Source organism: Acidovorax sp. K2F, assembly GCF_025246485.1.
In the GTDB taxonomy this organism is placed as follows: domain Bacteria; phylum Pseudomonadota; class Gammaproteobacteria; order Burkholderiales; family Burkholderiaceae_C; genus Acidovorax; species Acidovorax delafieldii.
Window position 1 is genome coordinate 65,232 of record NZ_JAOBSQ010000051.1, and the last position, 26,105, is coordinate 91,336.

At 65.9% G+C, this 26,105-nt stretch carries 27 protein-coding genes; 9 read left to right on the top strand and 18 right to left on the bottom strand.

Annotated features, from left to right (window positions below):
• Positions 1-32: 32 nt before the first annotated feature.
• Together N4G42_RS19095 and N4G42_RS19100 are read left to right on the top strand one after the other, a co-directional pair.
• Positions 33-2,678, top strand: a complete 2,646-nt coding sequence (locus N4G42_RS19095; protein ID WP_260668310.1) for a circularly permuted type 2 ATP-grasp protein — start codon at positions 33-35, stop codon at positions 2,676-2,678.
• A gap of 2 nt (positions 2,679-2,680) precedes the next feature.
• Positions 2,681-3,652, top strand: coding sequence for a transglutaminase family protein (locus tag N4G42_RS19100; protein ID WP_260668311.1), 972 nt, complete (start codon positions 2,681-2,683; stop codon positions 3,650-3,652).
• Here N4G42_RS19100 and N4G42_RS19105 read toward each other — a convergent pair.
• The 9 genes from N4G42_RS19105 to N4G42_RS19145 form a co-directional block, all read right to left on the bottom strand.
• A complete protein-coding gene (locus tag N4G42_RS19105) occupies positions 3,618-4,577 on the bottom strand; it encodes an alpha-E domain-containing protein (RefSeq protein WP_056065906.1) in 960 nt (319 codons plus the stop codon). The genes N4G42_RS19100 and N4G42_RS19105 overlap by 35 nt on opposite strands.
• Complete coding sequence (locus tag N4G42_RS19110) at positions 4,571-4,726, bottom strand: alpha-E domain-containing protein (protein ID WP_082522527.1); 156 nt, start codon at positions 4,724-4,726, stop codon at positions 4,571-4,573. The genes N4G42_RS19105 and N4G42_RS19110 overlap by 7 nt, the downstream gene beginning before the upstream one ends.
• 2 nt (positions 4,727-4,728) lie before the next feature.
• Entirely contained in the window at positions 4,729-6,261 is a 1,533-nt protein-coding gene (locus N4G42_RS19115) for a circularly permuted type 2 ATP-grasp protein (RefSeq protein WP_146871749.1), read from the bottom strand.
• A 92-nt stretch (positions 6,262-6,353) separates the two neighbouring features.
• Positions 6,354-7,535: a putative zinc-binding metallopeptidase gene (locus tag N4G42_RS19120; protein ID WP_260668313.1), complete on the bottom strand. Its 1,182-nt coding sequence runs from the start codon at positions 7,533-7,535 to the stop codon at positions 6,354-6,356.
• Between the two features lie 183 nt (positions 7,536-7,718).
• Entirely contained in the window at positions 7,719-8,036 is a 318-nt protein-coding gene (locus tag N4G42_RS19125; RefSeq protein ID WP_056066545.1) for a BON domain-containing protein, read from the bottom strand.
• A 170-nt stretch (positions 8,037-8,206) separates the two neighbouring features.
• Entirely contained in the window at positions 8,207-8,599 is a 393-nt protein-coding gene (locus tag N4G42_RS19130) for a hypothetical protein (RefSeq protein WP_056065917.1), read from the bottom strand.
• A 78-nt stretch (positions 8,600-8,677) separates the two neighbouring features.
• Complete coding sequence (locus N4G42_RS19135; RefSeq protein WP_010463174.1) at positions 8,678-8,842, bottom strand: DUF1328 domain-containing protein; 165 nt, start codon at positions 8,840-8,842, stop codon at positions 8,678-8,680.
• 348 nt (positions 8,843-9,190) lie between these two features.
• Positions 9,191-10,597: a CHASE3 domain-containing protein gene (locus N4G42_RS19140; RefSeq protein ID WP_056065921.1), complete on the bottom strand. Its 1,407-nt coding sequence runs from the start codon at positions 10,595-10,597 to the stop codon at positions 9,191-9,193.
• Positions 10,598-10,601: 4 nt separating this feature from the next.
• Entirely contained in the window at positions 10,602-10,727 is a 126-nt protein-coding gene (locus N4G42_RS19145) for a hypothetical protein (protein ID WP_260668314.1), read from the bottom strand.
• On the opposite strand from N4G42_RS19145, the gene N4G42_RS19150 reads away from it, so the two are divergent.
• Positions 10,720-11,352, top strand: a complete 633-nt coding sequence (locus tag N4G42_RS19150; RefSeq protein ID WP_056065924.1) for a response regulator transcription factor — start codon at positions 10,720-10,722, stop codon at positions 11,350-11,352. The genes N4G42_RS19145 and N4G42_RS19150 overlap by 8 nt on opposite strands.
• Before the next feature lie 125 nt (positions 11,353-11,477).
• Here N4G42_RS19150 and N4G42_RS19155 read toward each other — a convergent pair whose 3' ends face one another.
• The 4 genes from N4G42_RS19155 to gpmA all read right to left on the bottom strand — a co-directional run bounded on the left by N4G42_RS19155 (position 11,478) and on the right by gpmA (position 15,185).
• Positions 11,478-11,915, bottom strand: coding sequence for a response regulator (locus N4G42_RS19155; RefSeq protein WP_260668316.1), 438 nt, complete (start codon positions 11,913-11,915; stop codon positions 11,478-11,480).
• 112 nt (positions 11,916-12,027) lie between these two features.
• Positions 12,028-12,777, bottom strand: coding sequence for a HesA/MoeB/ThiF family protein (locus tag N4G42_RS19160; protein ID WP_056066553.1), 750 nt, complete (start codon positions 12,775-12,777; stop codon positions 12,028-12,030).
• Positions 12,778-12,882: 105 nt separating this feature from the next.
• Positions 12,883-14,319 carry a S41 family peptidase gene (locus tag N4G42_RS19165; RefSeq protein ID WP_056065928.1) on the bottom strand — a complete coding sequence of 479 codons (1,437 nt, stop codon included), beginning with the start codon at positions 14,317-14,319 and terminating at the stop codon, positions 12,883-12,885.
• Positions 14,320-14,441: 122 nt separating this feature from the next.
• A complete protein-coding gene (gene gpmA, locus N4G42_RS19170) occupies positions 14,442-15,185 on the bottom strand; it encodes a 2,3-diphosphoglycerate-dependent phosphoglycerate mutase (RefSeq protein ID WP_015015479.1) in 744 nt (247 codons plus the stop codon).
• Positions 15,186-15,272: 87 nt separating this feature from the next.
• Here gpmA and N4G42_RS19175 point away from each other — a divergent pair, with 87 nt between their 5' ends.
• The 4 genes from N4G42_RS19175 (at position 15,273) to N4G42_RS19190 (ending at position 17,649) form a co-directional block, all read left to right on the top strand.
• Positions 15,273-15,680, top strand: coding sequence for a rhodanese-like domain-containing protein (locus N4G42_RS19175; RefSeq protein ID WP_260668318.1), 408 nt, complete (start codon positions 15,273-15,275; stop codon positions 15,678-15,680).
• Between the two features lie 78 nt (positions 15,681-15,758).
• The gene (gene grxC / locus N4G42_RS19180) at positions 15,759-16,016 is read left to right on the top strand and encodes a glutaredoxin 3 (protein WP_015015481.1); all 258 of its coding nucleotides are present in this window, start codon (positions 15,759-15,761) and stop codon (positions 16,014-16,016) included.
• A gap of 108 nt (positions 16,017-16,124) precedes the next feature.
• Positions 16,125-16,583, top strand: coding sequence for a protein-export chaperone SecB (secB, locus tag N4G42_RS19185; RefSeq protein WP_056065935.1), 459 nt, complete (start codon positions 16,125-16,127; stop codon positions 16,581-16,583).
• Positions 16,584-16,635: 52 nt separating this feature from the next.
• Positions 16,636-17,649 carry an NAD(P)H-dependent glycerol-3-phosphate dehydrogenase gene (locus N4G42_RS19190; protein WP_260668319.1) on the top strand — a complete coding sequence of 338 codons (1,014 nt, stop codon included), beginning with the start codon at positions 16,636-16,638 and terminating at the stop codon, positions 17,647-17,649.
• 329 nt (positions 17,650-17,978) lie between these two features.
• Here the strand turns inward: N4G42_RS19190 and lysA are convergent, their stop codons facing one another.
• A complete protein-coding gene (gene lysA / locus N4G42_RS19195; protein ID WP_260668320.1) occupies positions 17,979-19,232 on the bottom strand; it encodes a diaminopimelate decarboxylase in 1,254 nt (417 codons plus the stop codon).
• Positions 19,233-19,353: 121 nt separating this feature from the next.
• Between lysA and N4G42_RS19200 the strand changes: the two genes are divergently transcribed.
• On the top strand, positions 19,354-20,292 hold the full coding sequence (locus N4G42_RS19200) for a LysR family transcriptional regulator (protein WP_260668321.1): 939 nt from the start codon (positions 19,354-19,356) through the stop codon (positions 20,290-20,292).
• A gap of 111 nt (positions 20,293-20,403) precedes the next feature.
• On the opposite strand, the gene coaD is transcribed toward N4G42_RS19200, so the two are convergent.
• From coaD to N4G42_RS19220, 4 genes are all read right to left on the bottom strand, one after another.
• Complete coding sequence (coaD, locus tag N4G42_RS19205) at positions 20,404-20,910, bottom strand: pantetheine-phosphate adenylyltransferase (protein WP_056065946.1); 507 nt, start codon at positions 20,908-20,910, stop codon at positions 20,404-20,406.
• A 120-nt stretch (positions 20,911-21,030) separates the two neighbouring features.
• Positions 21,031-21,738: a 16S rRNA (guanine(966)-N(2))-methyltransferase RsmD gene (rsmD, locus tag N4G42_RS19210; RefSeq protein WP_260668323.1), complete on the bottom strand. Its 708-nt coding sequence runs from the start codon at positions 21,736-21,738 to the stop codon at positions 21,031-21,033.
• The gene (locus N4G42_RS19215; RefSeq protein WP_260668324.1) at positions 21,735-23,093 is read right to left on the bottom strand and encodes a M16 family metallopeptidase; all 1,359 of its coding nucleotides are present in this window, start codon (positions 23,091-23,093) and stop codon (positions 21,735-21,737) included. The genes rsmD and N4G42_RS19215 overlap by 4 nt, the downstream gene beginning before the upstream one ends.
• A gap of 22 nt (positions 23,094-23,115) precedes the next feature.
• On the bottom strand, positions 23,116-24,549 hold the full coding sequence (locus tag N4G42_RS19220; protein WP_056746800.1) for a M16 family metallopeptidase: 1,434 nt from the start codon (positions 24,547-24,549) through the stop codon (positions 23,116-23,118).
• 28 nt (positions 24,550-24,577) lie between these two features.
• Between N4G42_RS19220 and ftsY the strand changes: the two genes are divergently transcribed.
• Positions 24,578-26,005: a signal recognition particle-docking protein FtsY gene (ftsY, locus tag N4G42_RS19225; RefSeq protein ID WP_260668325.1), complete on the top strand. Its 1,428-nt coding sequence runs from the start codon at positions 24,578-24,580 to the stop codon at positions 26,003-26,005.
• Positions 26,006-26,105: the final 100 nt, after the last annotated feature.

The window sequence follows — 26,105 nt, forward strand, 5'->3', positions numbered from 1 at the left end:
GTTGTCGACCAAATGCCCGAAAATCGAGCGCAGTGAACCACCTCAACGACAGCCTTCCATCCCCCGACCCTTCTGACAGCGCAGCCCAGTTGGCGGCTGCACTGGCGCCTGCTGCGGCGGCCGGGCATTTTGACGAGTTGCGGGGTGCCAGCGTGGCGGACGCCCCCGGCGCTGCCACTGCACCAGCCACTCCCAAATCAATAGCAAACAAGCCAGATATCACTAGCGCCTGGGGCCAATTCTTTGATCAATTGGGGCCCGAGGGCTTCCAGGACCTGGATCGGCGCATGCAGAGCCTGCAGCGCCAGGTGCGCGACAACGGCATCACCTACAACGTGTACGCCGACGCCGACGGCCCGCAGCGGCCCTGGTCAGTGGACCTGTTCCCGCTGATCCTTTCGCAGGGCGACTGGGCACACATCGAGCGCGGCGTGCTGCAACGCGCGCGCCTGCTCAACCGCGTGATGGCCGACGTGTATGGCCCGCAGGAGCTGCTGCGCAAAGGCCTGCTGCCCAGCGCGCTGGTGCAGGGCCACCCGGGCTACCTGCGCGCCATGCATGGCGTGCAGCCCGTGGGCGGCACCCATTTGCACATCGCGGCGTTCGACATGGCGCGTGATGCGCAGGGCGACTGGTGGGTGGTGACGCAGCGCACGCAGGCGCCCTCAGGCCTGGGATATTTGCTGGAGAACCGGCTGCTCATCTCGCGCCTGTTCCCCGAGGCGTTCAGCCAGATGCATGTGCAGCGCCTGGCCGCCACCTACCGCGCACTGCTCGACGGGCTGCGGCAGATGAGCCCGGCGGGGGCGGATGCGCGCATCGTGCTGCTCACGCCCGGCCCGTACAACGAGACCTACTTTGAGCACGCGTACCTGGCGCGCTACCTGGGCCTCACGCTGGTGGAGGGCAACGACCTCACCGTGCGCGATGCGCGCCTGTACCTCAAGACGCTGCACGGCCTGCAGCCGGTGCACGGCATCCTCAAGCGCCTGGACGACGAGTTTCTGGACCCACTGGAGCTGCGCAGCGACTCGCGCCTGGGCGTGCCAGGCCTGCTGCAGGCCATCCGCGCGGGCAATGTGCTCGTGGCCAATGCGCCGGGCTCGGCGTTCCTCGAATCGTCGGCGCTGCTGGGCTTCATGCCCGCGCTGTCGCGCCACCTGCTGGGCGAAGAGCTGGCCCTGCCGTCGCTGCCCACCTGGTGGTGTGGCGAGCGCTCGGCCATGCAGGCGGTGCTGCCGCAGCTCGCGCACAGCGTAATCCGCCCCACCTGGCCCATGGCGCAGCGCGTGCCCGTGCTGGGCGGTGCGCTGTCGGCGCAAGACCTGGCGCAGTGGTCCGCACGCATCGAAGCCCAGGGCGACGAATACACCGTGCAGGCCCACCTGCCGCTGTCGCAAATGCCCACCTGGCGCAGTGACGCCGCAGAGGGTGCGGGCCAGGACGGTGGCCCCATCGCCCCCCGCTCGGTGATGCTGCGCGTGTTTGCGGTGTGCGACGGCCCCGGCTCGTGGCGCGTGCTGCCGGGCGGGCTGGCCCGCCTGGCCCAGGGCGACAGCGGCATCACATCCATGCAGCGCGGCGGCAGCAGTGCCGATGTGTGGGTGCAGACCGATGGCCCCGTGGACACCACCACGCTGCTGGCCCACAACCAGGCCGCGCCCGCCGTGGTGCACCGCAGCCGCCAGGTGACCAGCCGCGCGGCCGAAAACCTGTTCTGGCTGGGCCGCTACACCGAACGCACCGAGAACGTCACGCGCCTGGCGCGCATCACGCTGCAATGCCTCAATGGCGAGGACCAGACCTCGCAGCCGCTGCTGACCTGGCTGAGCGCCATGGGCGTGAGCCAGGGGCTGGTGCTGCCGACCGTGCCTGCGGCCGGGCAGGCACGGCGCGTGTTCGAGCGCTCGCTGATCGCCGGGCTGACGCAGCCCGCGCAGGTGACCAGCGTGGGCTTCAACCTGCGCGGTATCTTGGGCGCCGCATCGGCCGTGCGCGACCGTTTGTCGCAGGAACACTGGAACCTCATCGTGCGCGCCGAGGCGGAGTTTTTTGCGCCCCGCACCGGGGCCGAAGACGACGGCGACTATTCGCCGCTGGACGCGCTGCGCCAGCTGGAAGTGCTGAGCGGCCACACCGCAGCCATGACGGGCCAGCAGACCGACCGCATGACCCGCGACGACGGCTGGCGCCTGCTGTCCATCGGGCGCCACCTGGAGCGCCTGGGCTTTCTGGCCTCGGCGCTGGAAAGTGGCCTGCAGACCGGCGCCGTGCACGATGAGGGCGGCTTCGAGGCCATGGTGGCGCTGTTTGACAGCACCATCACCTTCCACGCGCAGTACCAGCAGCGGCGCGACATGCCCGCCCTGCTGGACCTGCTGGTGATCGACCGCGACAACCCCCGCTCGCTGGCCTGGGTCGCGCAGACGCTGCGCGGGCGCATTGCCAAGATCGAAGCGACCGCCGGTACGCCCTGCGAATCCGCCGCCACGGGCATCCCCGAAGCGTCCGACCTGTCGCTGGTGGCCCTGTGCGCACAGGACGCCGAAGGCCGCCATGCCACTCTGGAGGAATATCTGGGCCGGTGTGTGCGGGGCGTGATGGGCTTGTCGGATGTGCTGGCCACGCGCTACTTCACGCATTCGGCGGATGCACTTCGGCACAGCGTAGGAGCTTGACCATGAAGCTGCGCGTCATCCACGAAACGGTGTACCACTACAGCCCGGCGGTGCAGAACGCCCAGCACATGGCCCATCTGCGTCCGCGCACCGGTGTGGTGCAGCGTGTGCTGACCCACAGCCTGCAGGTGGACCCCGCCCCAACACAGTGCAACATGGTGCAGGACGTGTTTGGCAACACCCGCGCGTTCTTCAGCCTGCCGTTCACCCACGAGCAACTGCGGGTGCGCGCCGAAAGCCTGCTGGAGACCCTGCCCGTGCCCGCCGCACCGCCCGGCGAGCCCTGGGAGGCCGTGCGCGAGCGCCTGGGTTATCGGCGCGGCCAGCCCTACCACGCGGCCACCGAGTTCAGCTTTGCGTCGCCCTATATTCCCCGGCATGCCGACTTCGTGGCCTATGCCGCCGAGAGCTTTGCACCCGGCCGCCCGCTGATGCAGGCCGCCCGCCACCTGATGTCGCGCATCCATGCCGACGTTGCCTACACCGCCAACGCCACCGACGCGGGCACGCCCGCGCTCGAATCGTTGCGGCTGCGCCGGGGCGTGTGCCAGGACTTTGCCCACGTGATGATCGGCTGCCTGCGCAGCCTGGGCTTGGCGGCGCGGTATGTGAGCGGCTACCTGCTGACCGAGCCCCCGCCCGGACAACCCCGGCTGGTGGGGGCCGATGCCTCGCACGCCTGGGTGTCGGTGTGGTCACCGGCAGCCGACGAAAGTGATGGCGCATCAGGCGACAACACCTGGTTTGACCTGGACCCCACCAACGACCGCGCGGCGGGCGAGGACTACGTGACCCTGGCCATCGGCCGCGATTTTTCGGATGTGTCGCCGCTGCGCGGCGTGATCCACGGCGGCGACCACCATGTGCTGCAGGTGGGCGTGACGGTGGAGCCGGTGCCGGCCGCTATGGCCGCTGCGCCAGACGCACCAGATACACCCCTCACACCGCCGCAGGCACCAGAAAGTCCCGGCTGATCCGCGCGCCCAGGTCGTTCACCCGCTCCAGGAACTGGGTGAGGTAGGCGTGCAGTCCATGGGTCAGGATTTCATCGATGCGTGCGAACTTCAGGTGCGCCAGCAGCCGCCCCGCGTGCCGCTGGGTCTCGGCCGACTGGCCGCTGCCCAGCATGTCGAGGTTGCCCAGCACCTCTTTCATGCAAGCGTGCAGTGAGCGGGGCATGTCGGCCCGCAGGATCAGCAGTTCGGCCACACGTTCGGGCGTGATCACGTCGCGGTACACCTTGCGGTAGGTCTCGAAGCCCGACACGCTGAGCAGGATGGCGCTCCAGTGGTAGAAATCGTAGTCTTGGTCCTGCGCCGTGGCCGCGCCCATGAAGTCGCTTTGCACCGCGTGAAACTTCACATCCAGCAGCCGCGCCGTGTTGTCGGCCCGCTCCAGAAAGGTGCCCAGGCGCATGAAGTGCAGCGCCTCGTCCTGCAGCATGGTGCCCACCGTCACACCCCGCGAGAGGTGCGAGCGGAACTTCACCCATTCGAAGAATCGCGCCGGGTCCTGCTCCAGTGCACCGCTGGCGATCAGGCGGTTCACTTCGAGCCAGGTCTGGTTCTGGATCTCCCAGGCCTCGGTGTTGAGCGCACCGCGCACCGCCCGCGCGTTCTCGCGTGCAGCCTGCAGGCAGGCCACGATGGACGACGGGTTGGACGGGTCCTTGACCATGAAGTCGAGCACCTTGGCGGGCGTCACCTCGCCATGCTGGGCGATGTAGGCAGGCAGCAGCTCGCTGATGGACAGCAAGCCCTGCCAGCCCAGGGTGGCCACCTCGGTCGATTGGGGTAGCAACGCACTCTGGTAGTTGACGTCGAGCATGCGTGCGGTGTTCTCTGCCCTTTCGGTGTACCGGGCCATCCAGAACAAATGATCGGCGGTGCGGCTCAGCATGTGATCTCCTTCTTGGACGAGGGCAGAGAACCCCGAGCGTGTTGCACACGCTTGCGGTATTTTTTCGAAAGCCCCGCTGCGCAGGGCTTTTCTGCCCGTTCGGTGTAACGGGCCATCCAGAACAAATGATCGGCGGTACGGCTCAGCATGGTCATTCCCTCCCTTGGCGTTGTGTTTGCATTGGTGGTGACGGTATGTGTGCTGTAGCGGGCTGATCGCCCAGCACCCAGGTGTCCTTGGTGCCCCCGCCCTGCGACGAATTGACCACCAGCGATCCCTCCTTGAGCGCCACGCGCGTGAGGCCGCCCGCCACCATCTGCACCTTCTGGCCGCTGAGCACAAAGGGCCGCAGGTCGATGTGGCGGGGCGCAATGCCGCTGTCCACATAAGTGGGGCAGCTGGAGAGGCTCAGCGTGGGCTGGGCGATGTAGCCGTCGGGCTTGGCGATGACTGCGGCGCGGAAGGCCTCGATCTCGGCCCGGGTGGCCGCGGGGCCAATCAGCATGCCGTAGCCGCCCGCGCCATGCACCTCCTTCACCACCAGTTCATGCAGGTGGTCCAGCACGTACCGCAGGTCGTCCGGCTTGCGGCACATCCAGGTGGGCACGTTCTGCAGGATGGGCTCCTCACCGAGGTAGAAGCGGATCATGTCCGGCACATAGGGGTAGATCGACTTGTCGTCCGCCACGCCTGTGCCCACGGCGTTGCAGATGGCGACATTGCCGGCCCGGTAGGCGGACATGAGCCCCGCACAACCCAGTGTGGAGGTGGGGCGGAAGACATCGGGATCGAGGAAGTCGTCATCGACCCGGCGGTAGATCACGTCCACCCGCTGCAGCCCGCGCGTGGTGCGCATGTACACAAACTGGTCCTTGACCACGAGGTCCTGCCCCTCGACCAGCTCCACGCCCATCTGCTGCGCGAGGAAGGCGTGCTCGAAATAGGCGCTGTTGTACATGCCGGGGGTCAGCACCACCACGGTCGGGTCGGCCGCACCGGCCGGGGCGCTGGCGCGCAGGGTGTCCAGCAGCAAGTCCGGATAATGCGCCACCGGTGCCACCTGGTGCTGAGCGAACAGTTCGGGGAACAGCCGCATCATCATCTTGCGGTCTTCGAGCATGTAGCTCACGCCGCTGGGCACGCGCAGGTTGTCTTCCAGCACGTAGTACACGCCCTCGCCTGCCGCATCCGGTGCCCGCACGATGTCGATGCCGCTGATGTGGGAGTAGATATCGAGCGGCACATGAACGCCGACCATCTCCGGCCGGAACTGGGCGTTGCGCAGGATCTGCTCGGCAGGCACGATGCCTGCGCGCAGGATGTCCTGGCCGTGGTACACGTCGTGGATGAAGCGATTGAGCGCCGTGACCCGCTGCACCAGGCCCCGCTGCATGTGCGCCCATTCCTGCTGCGGAATGATGCGGGGGATCAGGTCGAAGGGGATGAGCCGCTCGGTGCCCGCGCCGTCTTCGTCCTTGGCGCCGTAGACGGCGAAGGTGATGCCCACGCGCCGGAAGATGACCTCGGCCTCGGCGCGCCGCGCCTGCATGGATTCGGCACTCTGGCGCGCCAGCCACTGGGCAAACCGCGCATAGTGGGGCCGTACATCACTGCCCGCCCAGCCTGCCGCACCGCCCAGGCCGGCCAGGGGCAGCCGGGTAACCATCTCGTCGAACTTCTGCATGAGAGCCAATCTCCTGCAAGCCCTCAAGCAAGTTCCAGGCCGTTTTCATGCCCGGCCGACAGCCACCGTCAATATTTCGGCCGAATCGCTCTCTAGCGCCGGTCTTTATTGGCTGTTTTGCTATTCTTTTTGATACCTTGATTCGCAGCCGGCGAGGGTGGCGGCATGGGTACCATGGTGGCCACAGGGGCAGGACGCGCGGCCGCTGCACGCACCATGTCGTGCACAAAGCGCAGCTTGGCCAGCACCTCACCCGCCAGCGCGAACGGGTAGGCGTCAGGTTGACCCAGGCTGCGCGTAAGGCTGTTGAGCAGCAGCGTCAGCGGCACCAGGTGTTGCACCATGGACTGAAAGTCGGGCGCCGGGCTGGCAAAGGGATCGATGGCGCTGCTGCGCTGCGCGCCATAGATACCGGGAATGGTGACCTCGGTGGCATAGCTGGCCGAGGTTTCCAGCAGGTCGATCATGTGCAGGTAATGGGCCCAGGTTTCAGCCCAGTCTTCCCAGGGGTGGGCGGCGGCATAGGCACTCACATGGTGGTTGGCCCAGTCACTGCCCTCGTTGCCCTTGGCGTAGTGCGCCTCCAGCGCCGCTGCGTAGTCCTGGCGCTCGTCACCAAACATCTGTCTGAAGTCGTCCAGCCGCCCGCCGTCGCGCACCAGCTGGTCCCAATAGAAGTGGCCGGACTCATGGCGCAGGTGACCGATCAGAGTGCGGTAGGGCTCACCCAGCGCGATGCGGCGGCGCGCGCGTTCGTCGTCGTCCGCCTCGGCCACGTTGAGCGTGATGGTCCCACTGTGGTGGCCCGTCAGCACAGGCGGTCCGCCCGGCACCTCGGCCAAAAACTCGAACACCGGACCGGTACGCCCGGGCGCCGGCTCCAGGCCCAGGCGGGCCAGGCTGTAGAACAGCCGCCGCTTGGCTGCTTCGATCTGCATCCAGCGCCCCATGTTGGCGGGCTCTGACAGGTCGGGCATCACCCGGGTCTGGCGGCACGACACACACAGCTCCGCAAAGTCGTTGGCGGGTATCGCGAAGTTGCAGGCTTGATGGTCCGTGTGGTTGCGGCACATGCGGTACAGGCGCCCGCTGTAGTGCGCACTGCCCTGCCCCCCTTGGCGGCGCCACAGGTCGGCACCGTCCTGCGGTGCAGGGGCCAGGGCAGCCATGGTCAGCACATCGGGCAAGAAGGCCAGCGCACTGCCGCAATGCAGGCACTGCACGCTATCGAAAAACACCAGATGACCGCAATGGTCGCAATTGAATACCCGCATGGTGTGGAGCTTATACCCCGTGGACCGGAGCAGTGAGGAGAAACAACGCACGGCCCCCTTTTGCAGCGCTAAGGTGGGCCCATGAAAAAAGCAGGCCCCGGGACATGCCCGGAGCCTGCTTCAGGATCCAAGCCACTGCGCCAGGGGCATGGGGCCCCGGGTGCAGGGCGTCAGCCCTACCGGTCAGGGCCGCACAACGATGCTGTTGCGCACTTCGCGCACATGCTTGGTGTTGCGCGCAATGTTTTCGGCTTGGTTCTTTTCAGCCTGCGACTTGGCAAAGCCCGACAGCTGCACCGTGCCATTGAGCGTTTCCACGCTGATGGAGGTGGCAGACACGTTCTTGTCTTCGGCCATCTTGGCCTTCACGGCGGTGGTGATGCCAGCGTCATCCACATAGGAGCCAACTGTTTGCTGTTCGCGGGCCACCGAGCAACCAGTGGCTGTGACGATGGTGATACCGGCAACTGCGGCAAAAGCGAGGGCACGTGCGTATTTCATGGTGTTTTCCTTGTTCAAGAATGGTTGGGAACGCGGGTGCTGGGACATGTTCAGTCCACCGGTCTGTTGCACCCTCCGCGACCGGCGGACTGTGGGAAAAAGGACAGCGCTGGCGCATAGCCAGGCGCTGCGGGCGAGGCACCAGCGTGCAAACACCGGTGCGCTAGCCCTCAGTATGCATTGCGCCGGCGGGACATCCACATCGCCACGGTGGCCAGCAAAGCCCCCGATGCAGCGGCGATGACCAGCGACTTGCCGGGCTGCTCGGCCACATACTTGCCGGTGACTTCGGCTGCCTGCTGGATCTGGCGGCGTGCACGCGCGCTGGTCTCGGCGCAGTAGTCGATGCTGCGAGCAGCCAGGTCCTGTGCACGGGCGGCCAGGTCATCAATCGCCGGGTCGGTCTGGCGGCGCAGGGCGCGCACGCTTTCTTCGGCCTTGTCCAGCGACTGGTCAGCGGCAGCCCGGGTGGTCTGCACTGCGTCCTGCGCGCTTTGCAGCACGTCATCGGCCAGGTTGCGAACACCGTGGGTCACTTTGTCGGTAGCGGTCTGAAGGCTCATGGGGAAACTCCTTGGGGTACGGGGTACAGGGGATGCGGGAGGGGGTGAAGGGCAGCAGTCCAGGCGTTGCGGCCTGACTCACCCCTTTTTCAGGAGCCCCAGCACAAAGGTGACGACAGCCATGATCACGAACACGAAGAACAGAATCTTCGCAATGCCCACGGCACCGGCAGCAATGCCGCCAAAACCGAAGAGGGCTGCAATCAGCGCGATCACCAGAAAAACAACTGCGTAGTGCAACATTTCCATCTCCTTATGGGTGGCCGGCTTGCCGGCAGATCGGGTGGCGCCAAAACCTCAACGCCTGGGACCAACTGTAGGTATCTCCCTGTGCCCTGGATGCCGGTGCGCGGCGCGCGCCCATGTCGGCGGCGCAGTGGGGGTCATGTAGGACGGCGCGCACTGGCCGGACCGGACGCACGGTAGCGCGCACAAGCGGCTGCAGCGCAGGTACGCCACGACAGGACGCTGGCTCCGGGCAGCATGGCGTGCCCACAGCCCACAGCCCGCAGATGTCGCACGTGGGCCTGCATGCGCTGCGCCACGCAATGCAGGGAATAAGGGAGATGCAGGAAGAGGGCGGCGTATGCCTCAGGCGTCGTGTGCAGCGGCGTTGCGGCGCGGCTCCGACGAGGTGCGCGGCAGCGGCAGCACGGCCGACAACAAGGTGCCATTGCCAGGCCGCGAAGTGAGCGTGAGACGCCCGCCCGCTGCCTCGACCCGGTGGCGCATGCCAGCCAAGCCGTGCGAGGTGGGGCGCACGGTGCCAGGGTCGAAACCCACACCATCATCGCGCACCTGCACCGCCACATGCGTGGGGTAGCCGTGCACAGACACCAGCACCTTGCTGGCCTTGGCGTACTTGCCGATGTTGGTCAGCGCCTCTTGCACCATGCGATACACCGTGAGCTGCGCTGCGTCGGGCAGTTGAACGGCCTCCAGACTGGTCTCAACCTCAATGCCTGCGCGCTCGGCGTATTCGCGTGTCAGGATCTCCAGTGCGGCGGTGAGCCCCAGGTTCGACAGCGACGACGGTCGCAGGTCTTCGATGATGCGACGCTTGAGCGCAATGCCGCTGTTGAGCGTTTCGGTGAGGTGCTTGAGGCGCTCGGCAATGTCGGGCGCAGTGGCGTCGATCTTGGATTTGAGGCGCGCCACATCCAGCTTGGCAGCCGTCAGCAGCGCGCCCAGCTCGTCGTGCAGTTCCCGCGCCAGATGACCCCGTTCTTCTTCGCGCACCTGCTGCAAGTGGTTGGCCAACTCGGACAACGTGGCCGTGCGGTCGCGCACCAGTCCTTCCAGGCGGTCGCGCTCACGCTCCAGCACCTCTTGCTCGCGCAGGTTGACGGTCTGAACCGCCTGCGTCTGGCGCAGGTACATGTAGAACGCCAGCAGGCCAATGGCAGTGACCGTGGCAATGCCGATGCGCGACAGCATCAGAGACTGCTCGATCTGCTCGCGCCCCTGTTGCAGGCGCTGGTCGCTGCGGGCAATCAGCTCTTGCGCGTGCTGCCGGATCGCCTCCATGTGCTCCTTGCCCACATCCGTGTTCAGAATGAACTTCCATGCGTCTTCGTTGCCCTGGCGGCGCAGGCGCAGGCTCAGCTCCATCTCAGCCAGCTTGCGCGAGATCTGCCGCGACAGCAACGCAAACTCCTGCATGTCCTCGGGCGACGCCATGAACTGGTTGCGCAGGCGATCCAGGTTGGTCTGCACGGTCGCTACGGCCTTGTCATACGGTTCCAGGTAGGTCTCGTTGCCCGTAAGCAGATAACCCCGCTGGCCGGTTTCGGCATCCAGCATGCTTTGCAGCAGCTTGTTCACATCGGCCCGCGTGGTCAGCCCCTGGGCCAGTTGTTCCACCGCGTCCTGCGAACGCATGTGCCCCGTTTCATTGATGCCCACCAGCACCATGGCCGCCAACAGCGCCATGGGCAGGCTCAAGGCCATCTGTCGGACTTTTGGTAACCAACGCCGGGTGTTTTCTTGGAGATTCATACGCTTATTCTGGATAATGACCCGTTACCTGCCAGGTGCGCCAGCCATGCAACGGCATGCCGAGCGCCTGGACTTCAATACACACCGGCAGCACCTTTGCTGCCGCCTCGAAAGAAGCATCAATGATCAAGATTGGCATTGTGGATGACCACGCGATTGTTCGTTCCGGGCTACGGCAGTTCTTGTCCGAGCACGTGGACTTGCGGGTGGAAGGCGAGGCCGCCAACGGCCGCGAGGCCATCGACCTGGTGCGCAACAAGGAAATCGATGTGCTGCTGATGGACCTGTCGATGCCTGGCCAAAGCGGGCTGGACGCGCTGGCCATGCTGCGCGCCAAGGCGCCCGACATGGGCATCCTGATCCTGAGTGGCTACCCTGAAGAACACTACGCGATCAACCTGATCCGCCAGGGTGCCAGTGGTTACCTGAACAAGGAGTGCGAACCGTCGGAGATCGTGGAGGCCATTCGCACCATTGCTCTGGGCCGCCGCTACCTGACGCCTGCCGTGGCCGAACTGCTGGCACAGCAACTCAACCGCAAGGACGATGCGCCACCGCATGAGCAGCTGTCTGAGCGAGAGTTCCAGGTGTTCCTGAAGCTGGCCAAGGGAGAGACGGCGGGCGATATCGCCAAGTCGTTGTCGCTGAGCGTGAAAACGGTGAGCACGTACCGCACACGCCTGATGGAAAAGATGAGCCTCTCGTCCAACAGCGACCTGACCTACTACGCACTCAAAAATCGCCTGATCGACTGACATCCAGGATCTGGCCAGAGCCCGGCGCTGCCGGGCGTAGGCAGGTCTTGCTTTTGCGCTGAAAAAGAAGGAAAAAGAAGCACCCCGACTGCCGCATGCACCCACGCACGCGGCGGCGGGTTGTGTCACTGTGATGCGCCCGATGATGCGGCAGACAGACCGCCGCCGCTACCGGCCTCCAGCCCGTGGGCCGGGCTGCTGTGCTGTACGCAGTATTCCACCAACGCGTCGATCTCGTTGGATTTGTCAAACACTGCATCCACACCCAGCTGCGCACAGCGCATGCGTACATCCGGCGTGGCGTAGTTGCTGAGCACCACCATTTTTTGGCCGGGCCGCCGCGTGCGGCATGCAGCCAGCACACCCAATCCGCTGCCCTGGCGCAAGAACAGATCCACGATGGCCAAGTCCCATTCCTCAGGGTGCGAGGACAACCAGTTCGTACCGTCGTCTTCGGTTTCTGCCACGCCCACCGCTTCTACAGACGCCAACTCCTCCAGAGTTCCGATCAGGTTCTCGCGGATGGTCGCGTTGTCTTCAACAATGTAGGTGCGCAGTTTCACGGGCGGGTCCATGTGTACGGACAGTGCGGGTCACGCTGTCCTAGCCTTGAATTTAAGGCTTCCATGCGCCGGATTCTGCCAGCCACAACACGCTGGCCATGTAGGAAAAATCCTACCGCGCAACACACACCTTGCAATGGGCGTGGCGCTGAACGCGCATGGTGCTCCACTCCATGGCCCGGCCATCGAGCATCAGCAGCCGCCCCGCCAGCGACTGACCTACGCCCGCTATGAGCTTGAGCGCCTCGGCTGCCTGCATCGCACCCACCACACCCACCAGCGGAGCAAATACACCCATCGTGGAGCAGCGGACTTCTTCAAACTCCGCATCCGGCGGGAAGATGCAGGCATAACAAGGCGACTGCGCATCGCGCGGGTCCACCACCGTGATCTGCCCATCGAACTGGATCACAGCCCCCGCCACCAAGGGCTTGTTGTGACGGACACACGCCGCATTGACCGCCTGGCGGGTCGCATAGTTATCGCTGCAGTCGAGTACCACTGTGGCATCGCGCACCAGACTGTCGAGAGCCGCCGCATCCACCCGGGCCTGCAGTGCGGTGACCTGCACCTCGGGGTTGATGTCGGCCATGGCCTGCGCCGCCGACTGGACCTTGGGACTGCCCACGCGCGCGGTGGTGTGCGCAATCTGGCGCTGCAGGTTGGTCAGGTCCACCACATCGTCATCGACCAGTGTGATGTGGCCCACACCGGCGGACGCCAAGTACAGCGCAGCCGGCGACCCCAACCCGCCAGCGCCGATGATGAGAGCATGGGCTTCCAACACCCGCTCCTGCCCCTCGATGCCCACCTCGTCGAGCAGGATGTGGCGGGAATAGCGCAGGAGCTGGTCATCGGTCATGGGAAGGCGGGCCTGAAGCGGCCAAAAAATCAACGGTGAAACAGGCAGACATGAAAAAGGCTGGATTCCTCGCGAAATCCAGCCCGGGGTCGGAGCGCGAAAGGCTCAATTCTCTTTCTTTTCTTCCTTGCGCTCTGTCAGCGTCTTGCTGACCAACACAGGGCGACCCTTGAGCTGATTGAGGGCCTGCACCAGCTGGAAGTCCTTGTCCGAACCGAATTCGGGCACCTTGCGGTCGGCCGCAGGCTTCTTGGCTTCTTCTTCCATGCGCTTGCGGGCTTCCTCACGGGCCTTTTCACGGGCTTCGTCCTTCTTCTCTTCACCCTGGCCGCTGTTCAAGTGCTTGTCCAGATCTGCCTCGCGCATGCGCAAGGCGGCAAAGATGTTGCCCTCTTCCGACTCGTCAATCATCACGTCGGGCACGATGCCCTTGGCCTGGATCGACTTGCCACTCGGCGTGTAATAGCGGGCGGTGGTCAGCTTGATGCCCGTGTCAGGCCCCAGCGGACGCACGGTCTGCACCGAGCCCTTGCCAAAGGTCTGGCTGCCCATGATGGTGGCGCGCTTGTGGTCCTGCAGCGCACCAGCCACGATCTCGCTGGCGGAGGCAGAGCCTTCGTTGACCAGCACCACCAGCGGCACCGCCTTGAGGGACGCGGGAAGGCGTTTGAGCGGATCACCGCCGCCGCGGCGCTGGTAGTAGTCGGGGGCAGCCTTGTAGGTGGCCTTGCTGTCGGCCAGCTGGCCATTGGTGGTGACCACGGTCACGTTCTCGGGCAGGAAAGCCGCAGAAATTGCCACGGCTGCATCCAGCAGGCCGCCGGGGTCGTTGCGCAGGTCCAGCACCAAGCCCTTGAGGTTGGGCTCCTGCTTGTAGACCTCTTCCACCTTGCGCACAAAGTCATCCACCGTGCGCTCCTGGAATTGCGACAGGCGGATCCAGGCGTAACCGGGCTCGATCACCTTGCCCTTCACGGACTGGGTCTTGATCTCTTCGCGCGTGATGGTGACGGGGAACGTGCGGTTCTCGTCCTTGCGGAAGATGGTGAGGGTGACCTTGGTGCTGGGCTCGCCGCGCATGCGCTTGACGGCGTCATTCAGCGCCAGGCCCTTGACGGCGGTTTCGTCGATCTTGGTGATCAGGTCGTTGGTCTTGAGGCCGGCGCGGAAGGCCGGCGAGCCTTCGATGGGCGACACGATCTTGATCAGGCCGTCTTCCTGCGTGATCTCGATGCCCACGCCCACGAAGCGGCCGGAAGTGCCCTCGCGGAATTCCTTGAAGGACTTCTTGTCGAAGTACTGCGAGTGCGGATCCAGGCTGGAGACCATGCCGGAGATGGCGTCGGTGATGAGCTTCTTGTCATCGACCGGCTCGACGTAATCGGTCTTGACCAGGCCGAACACGGCGGACAACTGCTGGATTTCTTCGAGCGGCAACGGCGTCATGGCGCCACGCGCCACCGTTTGCAGTGACACCGTGGTGAGCGCACCCGCCACCACGCCTACCGATACCCATCCTGCAATCTTGAGTTTGTGGCCCATACAACACCTTTTACCGCTTCGAAACCAATATACACCTTGGAAGGGCCAAACCCGCCGCAGTTCCGCATGGATGCTCACTTTGGCGGGGATAAGCGGGGTTTTCCCCGCTCTTTACCTGCGATTTACGCTTTGCCCTGCGATGCCACGGCGGCTGCGGCCTTGGCCGCCGCTTCGGCATCGCCCAGATAGTAGTGACGGATGGGCTTGAGGTCGGCGTCGAGCTCGTATACCAGTGGAATCCCGTTGGGAATGTTCAGACCCACGATGTCGGTCTCGGAGATGTTGTCCAGATACTTCACCAGCGCGCGGATGGAGTTGCCATGCGCAGCCACCACCACCCGCTTGCCCGAGCGGATGGCGGGCGCCATGGCCTCGTTCCAGAACGGCAGCACGCGGGCCACGGTGTCTTTCAGGCACTCGGTCAGGGGCACATTCTCGGCAGCCACCCCAGCGTAGCGGCGGTCACCACGCTCGCTGCGGGGGTCGGTGGCTTCCAGCGCTGGCGGGGGCGTGTCATAGCTGCGGCGCCATACCAGCACCTGCTCGTCGCCATACTGCTTGGCCATGTCGGCCTTGTTCAGGCCCTGCAGGGCGCCGTAGTGGCGCTCGTTCAGGCGCCAGTCCTTGACCACGGGCAGCCAGGTGCAGTCCATTTCGTCCAGCGTGTACCAGAGGGTGTGGATGGCACGCTTGAGCACGCTGGTGAACGCCAGATCGAACTCGTAGCCCTCGGCCTTGAGCAGCTTGCCGGCCGACATGGCCTGGGAGACACCGGTGGGCGTGAGGTCCACATCGGTCCAGCCGGTAAAGCGGTTTTCAAGGTTCCAGGTGGATTCGCCGTGGCGGATCAGAACGAGCTTGTACATGGTTTCCCCAGGAAAGGCAGGTCAAAAAAATGCGGGCCAAAACCCAGCATTCTAGAATTACGCTGTTCGCCAACCCAAGGAAGCTTCGTGAAATTCATTATTGATAACTGGTATCTGTTCCTCGTTGCGCTGGCTTCGGGCAGCATGTTGCTGTGGCCGGTCCTCAAGAACGCCAGTGGCGGTTCGCTGACGCCAGCACGCGCCGTGCAGCTCATCAACCGCGAAAAAGCGGTGGTCATCGACGTGTGCGAAGCCGAGGAATTCGCCACGGGCCACGTGACTGGCGCCAAGAACGTGCCCGTGTCCCAGCTTGAAGAGCGCCTGCCCACCGTGATCAAGAACAAGGCCCTGCCCGTGGTGCTGGTGTGTGCCAGCGGCGCACGCGCCAACCGCGCCGTCGCCATTGCCAAAAAACTGGGCTACGACAACGCCCAGGCACTCGCTGGTGGCATGAAGGCCTGGCGCGAAGCCAGCCTGCCTGTGGAAAAAGCCTGATCCGCCCCCAGTTATTCGGTCAGCGCTAGTCTTGCGACTGGTTTTTCAGTCCCACAGGAAGAAAGAGGAAGGTTCGCCATGCAACCCGTGAAGATGTACACCACCGCCGTCTGCCCCTATTGCATCCGGGCCAAGCAGATCCTCAAGTCCAAGGGCGTGGAGCAGATCGAGGAGATCCGCATCGACACCGACCCCGCCGCCCGCAGCCACATGATGGAAATCACCGGCCGCCGCACGGTGCCGCAGATCTACATCGGCGACACCCATGTGGGTGGCCACGACGATCTGGTGGCGCTGGACAGCCGTGGCGAGCTGATGCCCTTGCTCGGCGCCTGACCCCCTGTCTGGGCGCTGCATAATGCAGCCCCATGTGCCCGCTGCGGGAGCTGCTCCCCGGCGGGTTTTGTTTTGCTAGCAATTTCGTAAGAGCAAAGAGACTTCACCATGGCCGACCAAGAAAACCCCGTGTTCCAGATCCAGCGCGTCTACCTCAAGGACATGTCGCTGGAGCAGCCCAACTCCCCCGCCATCCTGCTCGAACAAGAGCAACCCAGCGTGGACATCCAGCTGGGCGTGGAAGCCACCCCCGTGGCCGAAGGCATCTTTGAAGTGGCTGTGACCGCCACCGTGCAGACCAAGATCAAGGACAAGACTGTGTTCCTGGTCGAAGCCAAGCAAGCCGGCATTTTCGAAATCCGCAACGTGCCCGAAGACCAGATGGGCCCCATCATGGGCATCGCCTGCCCCCAGATCGTGTACCCCTATCTGCGCGGCAATGTGGCCGACGTGATCAACCGCGCTGGCTTCCCGCCCGTGCACTTGGCCGAAATCAACTTCCAGGCCATGTACGAGCAGCAGCAAGCCCAGGCCGCAGGCCAGGCCTCGCCCATCATCACGCAGTAAGCATTTACAGGCATTTTTGCCTGTAGTGCTGGATGAATAAGCGCATACAGCTATGAAAATCATAGTATTGGGCGCTGGGGCCTGGGGGACAGCGGTGGCCATGAGTGCCGCCCAGCACCCCGCAGGCCATGCCGTCACCTTGTGGGCGCGCGATGCCGCCCAGGCGGCCCAGATGCAGACGCAGCGGCAGAACGCGCGTTACCTGCCGGGCATCACCCTCCCCCCCTCCCTCACTCTGGCCCATGGCGACTTTGCTGCGCTGTGGACCGGGGCCGACCTCGTCATCGTTGCCACGCCCATGGCGGCTTTGCGCGGCATGCTGCAGGCCTTGCATGGCTGCGCTGCCCCTGTGGCCTGGCTGTGCAAGGGCTTTGAGGCTGCAACCGCTGGCAATTCCAGGTCTTTTGGGCTGCTGGCGCATGAAGTACAAGCCCTGGTAGCTCCTGAACTGATAGCAGGCGTATTTAGCGGCCCCAGCTTTGCCCAAGAAGTGGCGCTGGGCCAGCCCACCGCCCTGGTGGCTGCCAGCCCCCATGCGCAGGTGCGCGATGCGCTGGTCAACGCCTTTCACAGCCCGAGCGTGCGCGTGTATGCCAACGAAGACATCGTGGGCGTGGAAGTGGGCGGCGCGGTGAAGAACGTGCTGGCCATTGCCACCGGCCTGTGCGACGGGCTTGCGCTGGGTCTCAACGCCCGCGCCGCACTCATCACGCGCGGCCTGGCTGAGATGACGCGGCTGGGCCTGGCGCTGGGCGCGCGGCCCGACACCTTCATGGGCCTGTCCGGCCTGGGCGACCTAGTGCTGACCGCCACCGGCGACCTGTCGCGCAACCGGCGCGTGGGCATGCTGCTGGCCGAGGGCAAAACCCTGCCGCAGGCCGTCGAGTCGCTGGGCCATGTGGCCGAGGGCGTTTACAGCGCCCGCACCGTGGCGCAGCGGGCGGCCCAGCTGGGGGTGGACATGCCCATCACCCGCGCGGTGGTGGCGCTGCTGGATGGCCAGCTCACGCCGGCCGATGCGGTCGTCACGCTGATGGGGCGCGGGCCCGCGTCCGAGCTGATATGACCCCAATAGTGATGCCCAAAACAAAAGGCCCCTGCGGAATTCCACAGGGGCCTTTTGTTTGGTGGCGCTGATGCAATGCGCTCCGCGGGTGGATTCAAAACACCCCAAACAGCATCAGCAGCAGCACAACCGACAGCGGGACGCCAAGTAGCCAGGCAATGAGAGGCATGGGGATCTCCTTGAAAGGTGAGAAGTTCAGGTGGTTTCACTGTATTTCTCACCCCGGCTGGTGCTTGTCCGGCTTTGCACCCCAAACCCGTAGGCCCTCACCTACCCGCACCTCTTGCCGGCTCGGCCCGCGGCGCCCCTGAGCAGCGCTGCGGCCTGGCTTACAGCCCCAACTCCAGCGCCAGCAGCTCGTCCACCGTCTGGCGGCGGCGGATCAGGCGGGCCTGGCCGCCATCCACGAGCACCTCGGCAATCAAAGGCCGCGTGTTGTAGTTGGAGGACATGCTGGCGCCGTACGCCCCGGTGTCGTGGATCACCAGCAGATCACCCACCTGCGCGGCGGGCAGGTCGCGCGGCAGCACCACGCCGCCGTCGCCCTGGGTGAACACGTCGCCCGACTCGCACAGCGGGCCCGCCACCACCGTGGGGTGTTCGGCCGCCGTGGAGCCATCACGCCGCAGCACGCTCATGGCGTGGTAGCTGCCGTACATGGACGGGCGCATGAGTTCGTTGAAGCCGGTATCAACCAGCACAAAGTGGTTGTTGCCCGCGTTCTTGGTGGCGCGCACCTGGCCCAGCAGCACGCCCGATTCGGCAACCAGGAAGCGGCCGGGCTCGATCTCCAGGCCGAGCTTGTGGCCCACGATGGCCTCGGCCTGCTGGCGCGCGGCGTCCCACAGGCCGTGGTAATGCTGCGTGTCGACCACGGGGTCGCCGCTGCGGTAGGGGATGGACAGGCCACCACCGGCGGAGATGGCGTGCAGGTCATGCCCTGCCGCATGCGCCGTGCGCACCAGGTTGACCATGGCGCCACACACTTCCTGCAGGTGGCTGTAATCCACACCCGAGCCAATGTGCATGTGCAGGCCCACCAGCTTCAGGCCATGCTGCTTGATCGCATCCAGCGCCGCAGGCAGGTCGGTGTGCCAGATGCCGTGTTTGCTGTGCTCGCCACCCGTGTTCGTCTTGTTGCTGTGGCCGTGGCCAAAGCCGGGGTTGATGCGCAGCCACACCGCATGGCCGGGCGAACGCGCGCCCAGCTGGTGCAGCATGTCGATGGAGCCTGCGTTGACCGGCACGCCGTGCTCCACCACGCAGTCAAGCGTAGCAGCGTCGAACAGGTCGGCGGTGAAGACGATCTCCGACGGCCCTTCGACGCCTTTACCCGCCACATAGCCCGCCGCCATCGCACGCAGGATCTCGCCACGCGAAACGGCATCCACCTTCACGCCCTGCTCGCGCATGAGCTTCAGGATATGGATGTTGGAGCAGGCCTTCTGCGCAAAACGGATGGTCTCGAAATTGGACACCTGCGCAATGCGCTGGCGTATGGTGGCCGCGTCATACACCCACAGCGGGGTGCCAAACTGGTCAGCCAGGGCCCATAGCTGGGCGGGGGAGAAAGGGTTGGACATGGGCGGCTCCAAAGGCAGAAGGCGTGAACGATGCGCGGATGATGCCGCCATCCATGTATTCAGTCGAATGCTTTGATTTACGCCATCCATTCAATATGGATATGCTCTGCACATGACTGGCATGACCGAGCCCCCCCTGGCCCACCGCATCACCCACCGCCACATCGAGGTCTTCCGCGCCGTGATGACCGCAGGTAGCGCCACCGGGGCAGCCGACCTGCTGCACAGCTCGCAACCCACCGTGAGCCGCGAGCTGGCGCGGCTCGAATCGCTGCTGGGCTATGCCCTGTTCGAGCGCGTGCAAGGCCGACTGCGCCCCAACGCCCGGGCGCTGGCGCTGTGGGACGAGGTGCAGCGCTCGTGGCAGGGGCTGGAGCGTGTGGTGGACCGGGCCGTGGCCCTGGGCCGGTCGGGGGCTGTGCAACTGTCGGTGCTTTGCCTGCCCGCGCTGGCCCATGCACTGCTGCCGGGTGCGGCGGCACGACTGATGCAGGCGCACACCGAGGCACGCTTGTCCGTCACACCGCAGGAATCGCCCCTGCTCGAAGAATGGATGAGTGCCCAGCGGTTTGATCTGGGCCTGTGCGAACAGACCACCGCCCCGCCGGGCACACGGGCCGAGGTGCTGCTGACCCTGGACGAGGTGGCCGTGCTGCCCGCCCACCACGCTTTGGCACGCCAGCCGGTGCTGCAACTCAGCGACTTTGCCGGTGAATTCTTTGTAAGCCTCTCGGCCGACGACCCCTACCGCCGCCTGATCGACGCCCGGTTTGCCGAGGCGGGCGTAGAGCGCACGCTGCGCGTGGAAACCCACAGCGCCGCCGCGGTGTGCGCCATGGTCGAGCAGGGCCTGGGCATCGCCATCGTCAACCCGGTCACCGCCCTGGCCGCCGCCAGCGAGCGGCTGGTGCTGCGGCGGCTGGCGTTTTCTATCCCGTTCAGCGTGACGGCGCTGCTGCCGCTGTACCGCCCGCCGCTGCCCGAGGTGGTGCCCATGCTGGAGGCCCTGCGCGCGCAGGCCCAGGCCATTGCAACACAGCTGCCGCCCGCCATGGGCTGATGCAACAGGATCTACAAACTATGATTTTGATAGCATTCAAGGCATATCGCACTAGCGCTATCAGCACAAAGAAGCCACACCGGGGATCCTTGCGCGTTTCGGACAGTGTCCTCAGCCGCCCGGCGCCGCCAGGCTGCGCACCTTGACCGCCAGCCGCTCTTCGACCGAGGGCGACACGAACTTGGTCACCTCGCCACCCAGCACCGCAATCTCGCGCACAAAGGTGCTGCTGATGAACTGGTACTTGTCGCTGGGGGTGAGGAACACGGTTTCCACCTGGGGCATCAGGCTGCGGTTCATGCCCGCCAGCTGGAACTCGTAGTCAAAGTCGGTCACGGCACGCAGGCCACGCACCATGGCCTTGCCGCCGCGCGACACCACAAAGTCGCGCAGCAGGCCCGAGAAGGGCTCGACCTGCACCTGGGGATACATCTTCACGGCCTCGCGCACCATCTCGATGCGCTCTTCCAGCGAGAACAGGGTCTTCTTGTGGTGGCCCGCCGCCACGGCCACGATCACACGTTCAAACAACTGGGTGGCCCTGCGCACCACGTCTTCATGGCCCAACGTGATGGGGTCAAAGGTTCCGGGGTACACGGCGAGCACGTTCTGGGCCATGGCTGGTTGTCTCCTGTCTGGCGATTGACGTTGGCCCCGGCCCCCGGGGCGCTCCCCGCAGGGCCCGCCGGGCCGCGTGCGCGCATTATGCAGTGCAGTGCAACATGAACCGGCGTTGGCTCATTCTGTGGTGGCTGCCACAGGGCGCAGCAGGTGCGCATGCACGGCGCCAGCCTTCAGATGCCGGTACACGGCCAGGCCGCTCCCGGCCAGTTCCTCGTCCGTCCAGGCGCGGGGCGCTTCGAGGTAAATAAAGCCCTGGGTGGCCACGGCCTTGGCAGCGGCCTGAAGAGCGGGTGCAAACAGCTCGCCGTCAAAGGGCGGATCCAGCAGCACCAGGTCCACACTGGCAGGTGCGGCCTGCTTGAGGGCGGCCACGCCGTCGCCGCGCTGCACACGCACGGCGCTGGCTTGCAGCTTGGCCTGCAGCACCTGCAGCTGGGCCACCAGCGCAGCGTCACTCTCCACCAGTTGTACTGACGTGGCGCCGCGCGAAGCGGCTTCGAGCCCCAGCGCACCGGTGCCCGCGAAAGCGTCCAGGCAGCGCCAGCCAGAGAGGTCCTGGCCCAGCCAGTTGAAGAGCGTTTCGCGCACGCGGTCGGGCGTGGGACGCAGGCCGGGGCGCTGGGCCACGGGCAGGCGGGTGCGCTTCCATTGCCCACCGATGATGCGGATTTCGCCCGCGCCCTTGGGGGCGGCCGCCGCCGCAGCTTTGTCCTTGGCGTTTTTCTTGATGGTCTTGGGGTCCACAGGGGCCGCCGCGGCTGCGGCCTGGGCCTTGCGGATTTCGGCGGTGATGGCGCTGCCGCGCAGGGTCGATCGGCTCATGGCTGCTTGCCTCCCACCACCACGGTCACCATGCGGCCGGGTTGCAGCTTTTGGGCCATGACAGTGCGCACATCGGCCACCGTCAGGGCCTCGACCTTTTTGGCCCACTGGTCCAGGTAGTCCAGGGGCAGGTCGTTCCAGGCGATGTTGGCCACGTTGCCCAGCAGCTTCTTGTTGCTGTCGATGCGCAGCGCAAAGCCGCCGATGAGGTTGTCCTTGGCGGCGCGCAGCTCGGCCTCGGTGGGGCCTTCGGCCACAAAGCGGGCGATCACGTCACGCGAGACCTGCACGGCCTGGGCGGCCTGGTCGGGGCGCGTCTGCAAGCCCACGGTGAAGGCCCCGGCATGCAGGCCGGGGGCGAAGTAGCTGTAGACGCTGTAGGAGAGGCCGCGCTTTTCGCGCACTTCGTGGGTCAGGCGCGACACAAAACCGCCGCCGCCCAGGATGTGGTTGCCCACCAGCAGCGCGAGGAAGTCCGGGTCGCGGCGCTGGAAGCCCGGCTGGCCGATCAGCACGTGGGCCTGGGCCGAGGCAAACGGAATGGCCTTCTCGGCAGGTGCCGTCAGCGCCGCCACTTCGCCCACGGGCGGCAGCGGTGCGCAGCCCGCACTGGCAGGCAGGCGCGACAGCAGCGTAGCCACCAGCGTCTGCGCCTGGGCGCGCGATACGGCGCCCACGATGCTGACCTTGGCGCGGCAGGCGGCCACGTACTGCGCGTGAAAGGCCTGCATGTCGGCCACGCCAATGCGCGCCAACGTCTCTTCGGTGGTGCGCACGCCATAGGGGTGGCTGCCATACACCGCAGCGGCAAACGCATGGTTGGCCACGGTGGCGGGGCGCGTGTTGGCTTCTTTCAGGCTGGCGCTCCAGCGGGCGCGGTCGCGTTGCCAGACGTCGTCAGTCGTCGTGGGCTCGGCAATCTGGCGGGCTGCCAGCCGTGCAGCGCGCTCCAGCAGCGGCGGGTCGGTCAGCGAGCGCAGCACGTAGTGCAGCGTGTCGTTGTCGGCATTGGCTTCAAAGCTGGCGCCCAGATCGGCCCAGGCCTCACCCAGGCCGTTTTCGTCCAGCGCGGGCTCGGTGCTGGCGTCGCGCCCAGCCTTCACGCCCTTGCTGGCCATGGCAGCGACGGCGTTGGCCAGGCCGGACTGGCCTGCCGGGTCGCGGCGCGTGCCGGCGTCAAAATCGATTTGCACGTCCACCATGGGGATGACCGGGCTTTCGACCAGATAGACCTTGGCGCCGCCCGGCTCCGTCCAGTGCTGAATGGGCAGCAGCGCCCAGGCCGAATTGGAGGAAAAAAGGGCGATAGCGCTAGTGCATAAAGCACGGACAGCTATGTTTTTGATAGTAATCATGGGCAGTTTCCGCAGGGCGGGTTCAGCGGATGGCAGCGCCCGGGGGCAGCTGGGGACGGGCGCGGGGGGCGTCCAGGGGCTGGGGCAGCAGCGTGGCCACGGTGAGCTGGTCGTCGCCAAAATACCTGGCAGCCACGGCCTGCACCTGCGCCGGGGTCACGGTGCGCAGCAGGGCCAGCAGGCGCTCGTTGGCGTCCAGCGGAAAGCCCTGCACCCAGTTGCCCCCCAGTTCCTGCGCCTGGCTCATCACCGAGTCGCGCTCGTACACCGTAGAGGCGATCCATTGCGTCTTCACGCGGTTCAGCTCGGCCTCGCTCACCCCATCCTTGGCCACACGGGTCACCTCGGCCCGCAGCGCGTCTTCGACCTGTTGGGCGGTCTTGCCCGCAGCGGGCACGCCGCTGAGCATGAACAGACTGGGTCCGCGCCCGGTGACCATGGCGGAGCTGCTGGCGCTATCGGCCACGCGGTTGGGCCCCTGGGTCAGTGCGCGGTCCAGCCGGGCACCGTCATAGCCATTGAACACGGCCGACAGCACCATCAGCGCGAGGGCGTCGCGGTCTTCGTCGGTGAGGTTGTCCACGCGGTCCAGGCTGGGCGCGCGGAAGGCCAGGGCCACATAGGCCTGCTCTGCCGGGGCCTTGACGGCGATGCGCCGCAGGCCCTTTTGCTCGGGCTCGGTGCGCGGTTTGCGCGCGGGCAGCGCGTGCACGGGCAGGCTGCCGTAATACTTTTCGGCCAGCGCACGCACCTGGGCCACATCCACATCGCCCGCCACCACCACGGCGGCGTTGGTGGGGGTGTACCACTGGCGGTGGAAGGCGCGCACGTCATCGGGCGTCATCGCGTCCAGGTCGCTCATCCAGCCCACGATGGGGCGGCGGTAGGGCGACGCATTGAAGGTGGCGGCAAACAATTGTTCGGCCAACACGGCCCGGGGCTGGTCTTCGGTGCGCAGGCGGCGCTCTTCCTTGACGACCTCGATCTCTTTCTTGAACTCCTCGTCGGGCCAGTGGTTGTTGGCAAACCGGTCCGATTCGAGCTTCATCACGTCCTCCAGCCGGTTGGACGGGATCTGCTGGTAGTAGCCGGTGTAGTCACGGCTGGTGAATGCGTTCTCCCGCCCACCCAGCGCCGCCACGCGGCGCGAGAACTCGCCCGGCGGCAGGGTCTTGGTGCCCTTGAACATCATGTGCTCCAGCGCATGGGCCACGCCCGAGGTGCCGTCCACCTCATCCATCGAGCCCACACGCACCCAGACCATGTGCACCGCCGTCGGGGCGCGGCGGTCGGGCTGCACGATGAGCTGCATGCCGTTTTTGAGCGTGAACTGCTGCGCGCCAGAGGCCGTGGCGGACGGCGTGGTGGAAGGTTGAGACACCGGGGTGGTTGCCGCAAAGGCAGCCCCGGACGAGAGGCAGGCCAGCAGGCCCAGTAGGGTGAAAGCGCGTTTCATAGAATGGGGTGATTCTAAGAACCCGCCAATGTTCAGTTTTTTCAAGAAAAAGCCCGCTCCTTCGCCCGCCCCCACCGATGTGCCCGCCCCGGCCCAGCCGGTAGGCACACCGGCGCCCACCGTGGTTGCGCCCGTAGCGCCCCCCCAGCCCGCCACGCCGCCCGTGGCTACCCTCAACCCGCCAGCGCCCGCTACACCGGCTCCCGTGGCGGCGCCCGCCCCGGCAGGCTTTGGCTGGCTGCGCAACCCGTTTGGCAACAAAGCCCCTGAGCCCGCTGCGCCGCCCCCCGCAGCACCAGCGCCCGTCACTGTGACCCCGCCAGCGCCCGTGGCGATGCCTCCAGTGGCACCGGCCGTCGCACCGACGCCCCCTGCAGCACCGGCAGCCACAGCGCCCGCCGCTGCTCCAGTGGTTGCAAGCCCTGCATTGCCCCCCGTGGCACCCCCGATTTCCGTTGCTGCACCTGCGCCGGTTGCACCACCCACGCCCGCCACACCACCGGCTGCGCCAGCGGCAGCATCTGCAACCTCGGCTGCGCCCACTGCCCCGGCGCCTGAGCGCAAAGGCTGGCTGGACCGCCTCAAGGCGGGCCTGCGCAAGACCGGCAGCAGCATTGCCACCGTCTTCACCGGCACGCAGATTGACGACGCGCTGTATGAGGAGCTGGAAGAGGCCCTGCTGATGGCCGACACCGGCGTGAAAGCCACCACGCACCTGCTGACGGACCTCAAGCGCCGCGTGAAGGACAGCAAGACCACCGACCCTGCGGCAGTCAAGGGCCTGCTGGCCGACGCGCTGGCCGACCTGCTGCGCCCGCTCGAAAAAGCCCTGGTGATTGGCGAGCACACCCCCACCGTGATCATGGTGGCCGGCGTGAACGGCGCGGGCAAGACCACCTCCATCGGCAAGCTCACCAAGCACCTGGCGGGTGAAGGCGCCGCCGTGCTGCTGGCCGCCGCCGACACCTTCCGTGCCGCTGCCCGCGAGCAGCTGGGTGTGTGGGCCGACCGCAACACGGTCGAGATCGTGAGCCAGGAAGGTGGCGACCCCGCCGCCGTGAGCTTTGATGCCGTGACCGCTGGCAAGGCGCGCGGCAAGGATGTGGTGCTGGTGGACACCGCCGGCCGCCTGCCCACACAGCTGCACCTGATGGAGGAGCTGAAAAAGATCCGCCGCGTGGTCACCAAGGCCGACGCCACGGCCCCGCACGAGGTGCTGCTGGTGATCGACGGCAACACCGGTCAGAACGCGCTGGCCCAGGTGCGCGCGTTTGACGATGCGCTGCAGCTCACCGGCCTGATCGTCACCAAACTGGACGGCACGGCCAAGGGCGGCGTGCTGGCCGCCATCGCGCAGGAACGCCCCATCCCGGTGTATTTCATCGGTGTGGGCGAAAAGCTCGAAGACCTGGAAACCTTCAACGCCCGCGAATTTGCCCAGGCTTTGCTGAGCTGAGCCTCGCGATCTCCCCTCAACCTTTTGAGCAATGGCCCCATCCGGGGCCATTTACACGTTTACGGATCGCAACGTTTCCTCCATCATGGGCTTTCCCCTC

Bases quoted from the DNA above. Each gene is read 5' to 3' on its own strand.
- ftsY (WP_260668325.1), top strand. From the start codon at position 24,578: ATGTTCAGTTTTTTCAAGAAAAAGCCCGCTCCTTCGCCCGCCCCCACC.
- N4G42_RS19105 (WP_056065906.1), bottom strand. From the start codon at position 4,577: ATGCTGAGCCGCACCGCCGATCATTTGTTCTGGATGGCCCGGTACACC.
- N4G42_RS19100 (WP_260668311.1), top strand. From the start codon at position 2,681: ATGAAGCTGCGCGTCATCCACGAAACGGTGTACCACTACAGCCCGGCG.
- gpmA (WP_015015479.1), bottom strand. From the start codon at position 15,185: ATGTACAAGCTCGTTCTGATCCGCCACGGCGAATCCACCTGGAACCTT.
- coaD (WP_056065946.1), bottom strand. From the start codon at position 20,910: ATGGCCCAGAACGTGCTCGCCGTGTACCCCGGAACCTTTGACCCCATC.
- N4G42_RS19135 (WP_010463174.1), bottom strand. From the start codon at position 8,842: ATGTTGCACTACGCAGTTGTTTTTCTGGTGATCGCGCTGATTGCAGCC.
- N4G42_RS19200 (WP_260668321.1), top strand. From the start codon at position 19,354: ATGACCGAGCCCCCCCTGGCCCACCGCATCACCCACCGCCACATCGAG.
- N4G42_RS19160 (WP_056066553.1), bottom strand. From the start codon at position 12,777: ATGACCGATGACCAGCTCCTGCGCTATTCCCGCCACATCCTGCTCGAC.
- N4G42_RS19115 (WP_146871749.1), bottom strand. From the start codon at position 6,261: ATGCAGAAGTTCGACGAGATGGTTACCCGGCTGCCCCTGGCCGGCCTG.
- N4G42_RS19220 (WP_056746800.1), bottom strand. From the start codon at position 24,549: ATGAAACGCGCTTTCACCCTACTGGGCCTGCTGGCCTGCCTCTCGTCC.
- N4G42_RS19120 (WP_260668313.1), bottom strand. From the start codon at position 7,535: ATGCGGGTATTCAATTGCGACCATTGCGGTCATCTGGTGTTTTTCGAT.
- N4G42_RS19215 (WP_260668324.1), bottom strand. From the start codon at position 23,093: ATGATTACTATCAAAAACATAGCTGTCCGTGCTTTATGCACTAGCGCT.
- N4G42_RS19165 (WP_056065928.1), bottom strand. From the start codon at position 14,319: ATGGGCCACAAACTCAAGATTGCAGGATGGGTATCGGTAGGCGTGGTG.
- N4G42_RS19125 (WP_056066545.1), bottom strand. From the start codon at position 8,036: ATGAAATACGCACGTGCCCTCGCTTTTGCCGCAGTTGCCGGTATCACC.
- N4G42_RS19140 (WP_056065921.1), bottom strand. From the start codon at position 10,597: ATGAATCTCCAAGAAAACACCCGGCGTTGGTTACCAAAAGTCCGACAG.
- N4G42_RS19190 (WP_260668319.1), top strand. From the start codon at position 16,636: ATGAAAATCATAGTATTGGGCGCTGGGGCCTGGGGGACAGCGGTGGCC.
- N4G42_RS19110 (WP_082522527.1), bottom strand. From the start codon at position 4,726: ATGCTGAGCCGTACCGCCGATCATTTGTTCTGGATGGCCCGTTACACC.
- N4G42_RS19130 (WP_056065917.1), bottom strand. From the start codon at position 8,599: ATGAGCCTTCAGACCGCTACCGACAAAGTGACCCACGGTGTTCGCAAC.
- secB (WP_056065935.1), top strand. From the start codon at position 16,125: ATGGCCGACCAAGAAAACCCCGTGTTCCAGATCCAGCGCGTCTACCTC.
- lysA (WP_260668320.1), bottom strand. From the start codon at position 19,232: ATGTCCAACCCTTTCTCCCCCGCCCAGCTATGGGCCCTGGCTGACCAG.
- N4G42_RS19150 (WP_056065924.1), top strand. From the start codon at position 10,720: ATGATCAAGATTGGCATTGTGGATGACCACGCGATTGTTCGTTCCGGG.
- grxC (WP_015015481.1), top strand. From the start codon at position 15,759: ATGCAACCCGTGAAGATGTACACCACCGCCGTCTGCCCCTATTGCATC.
- rsmD (WP_260668323.1), bottom strand. From the start codon at position 21,738: ATGAGCCGATCGACCCTGCGCGGCAGCGCCATCACCGCCGAAATCCGC.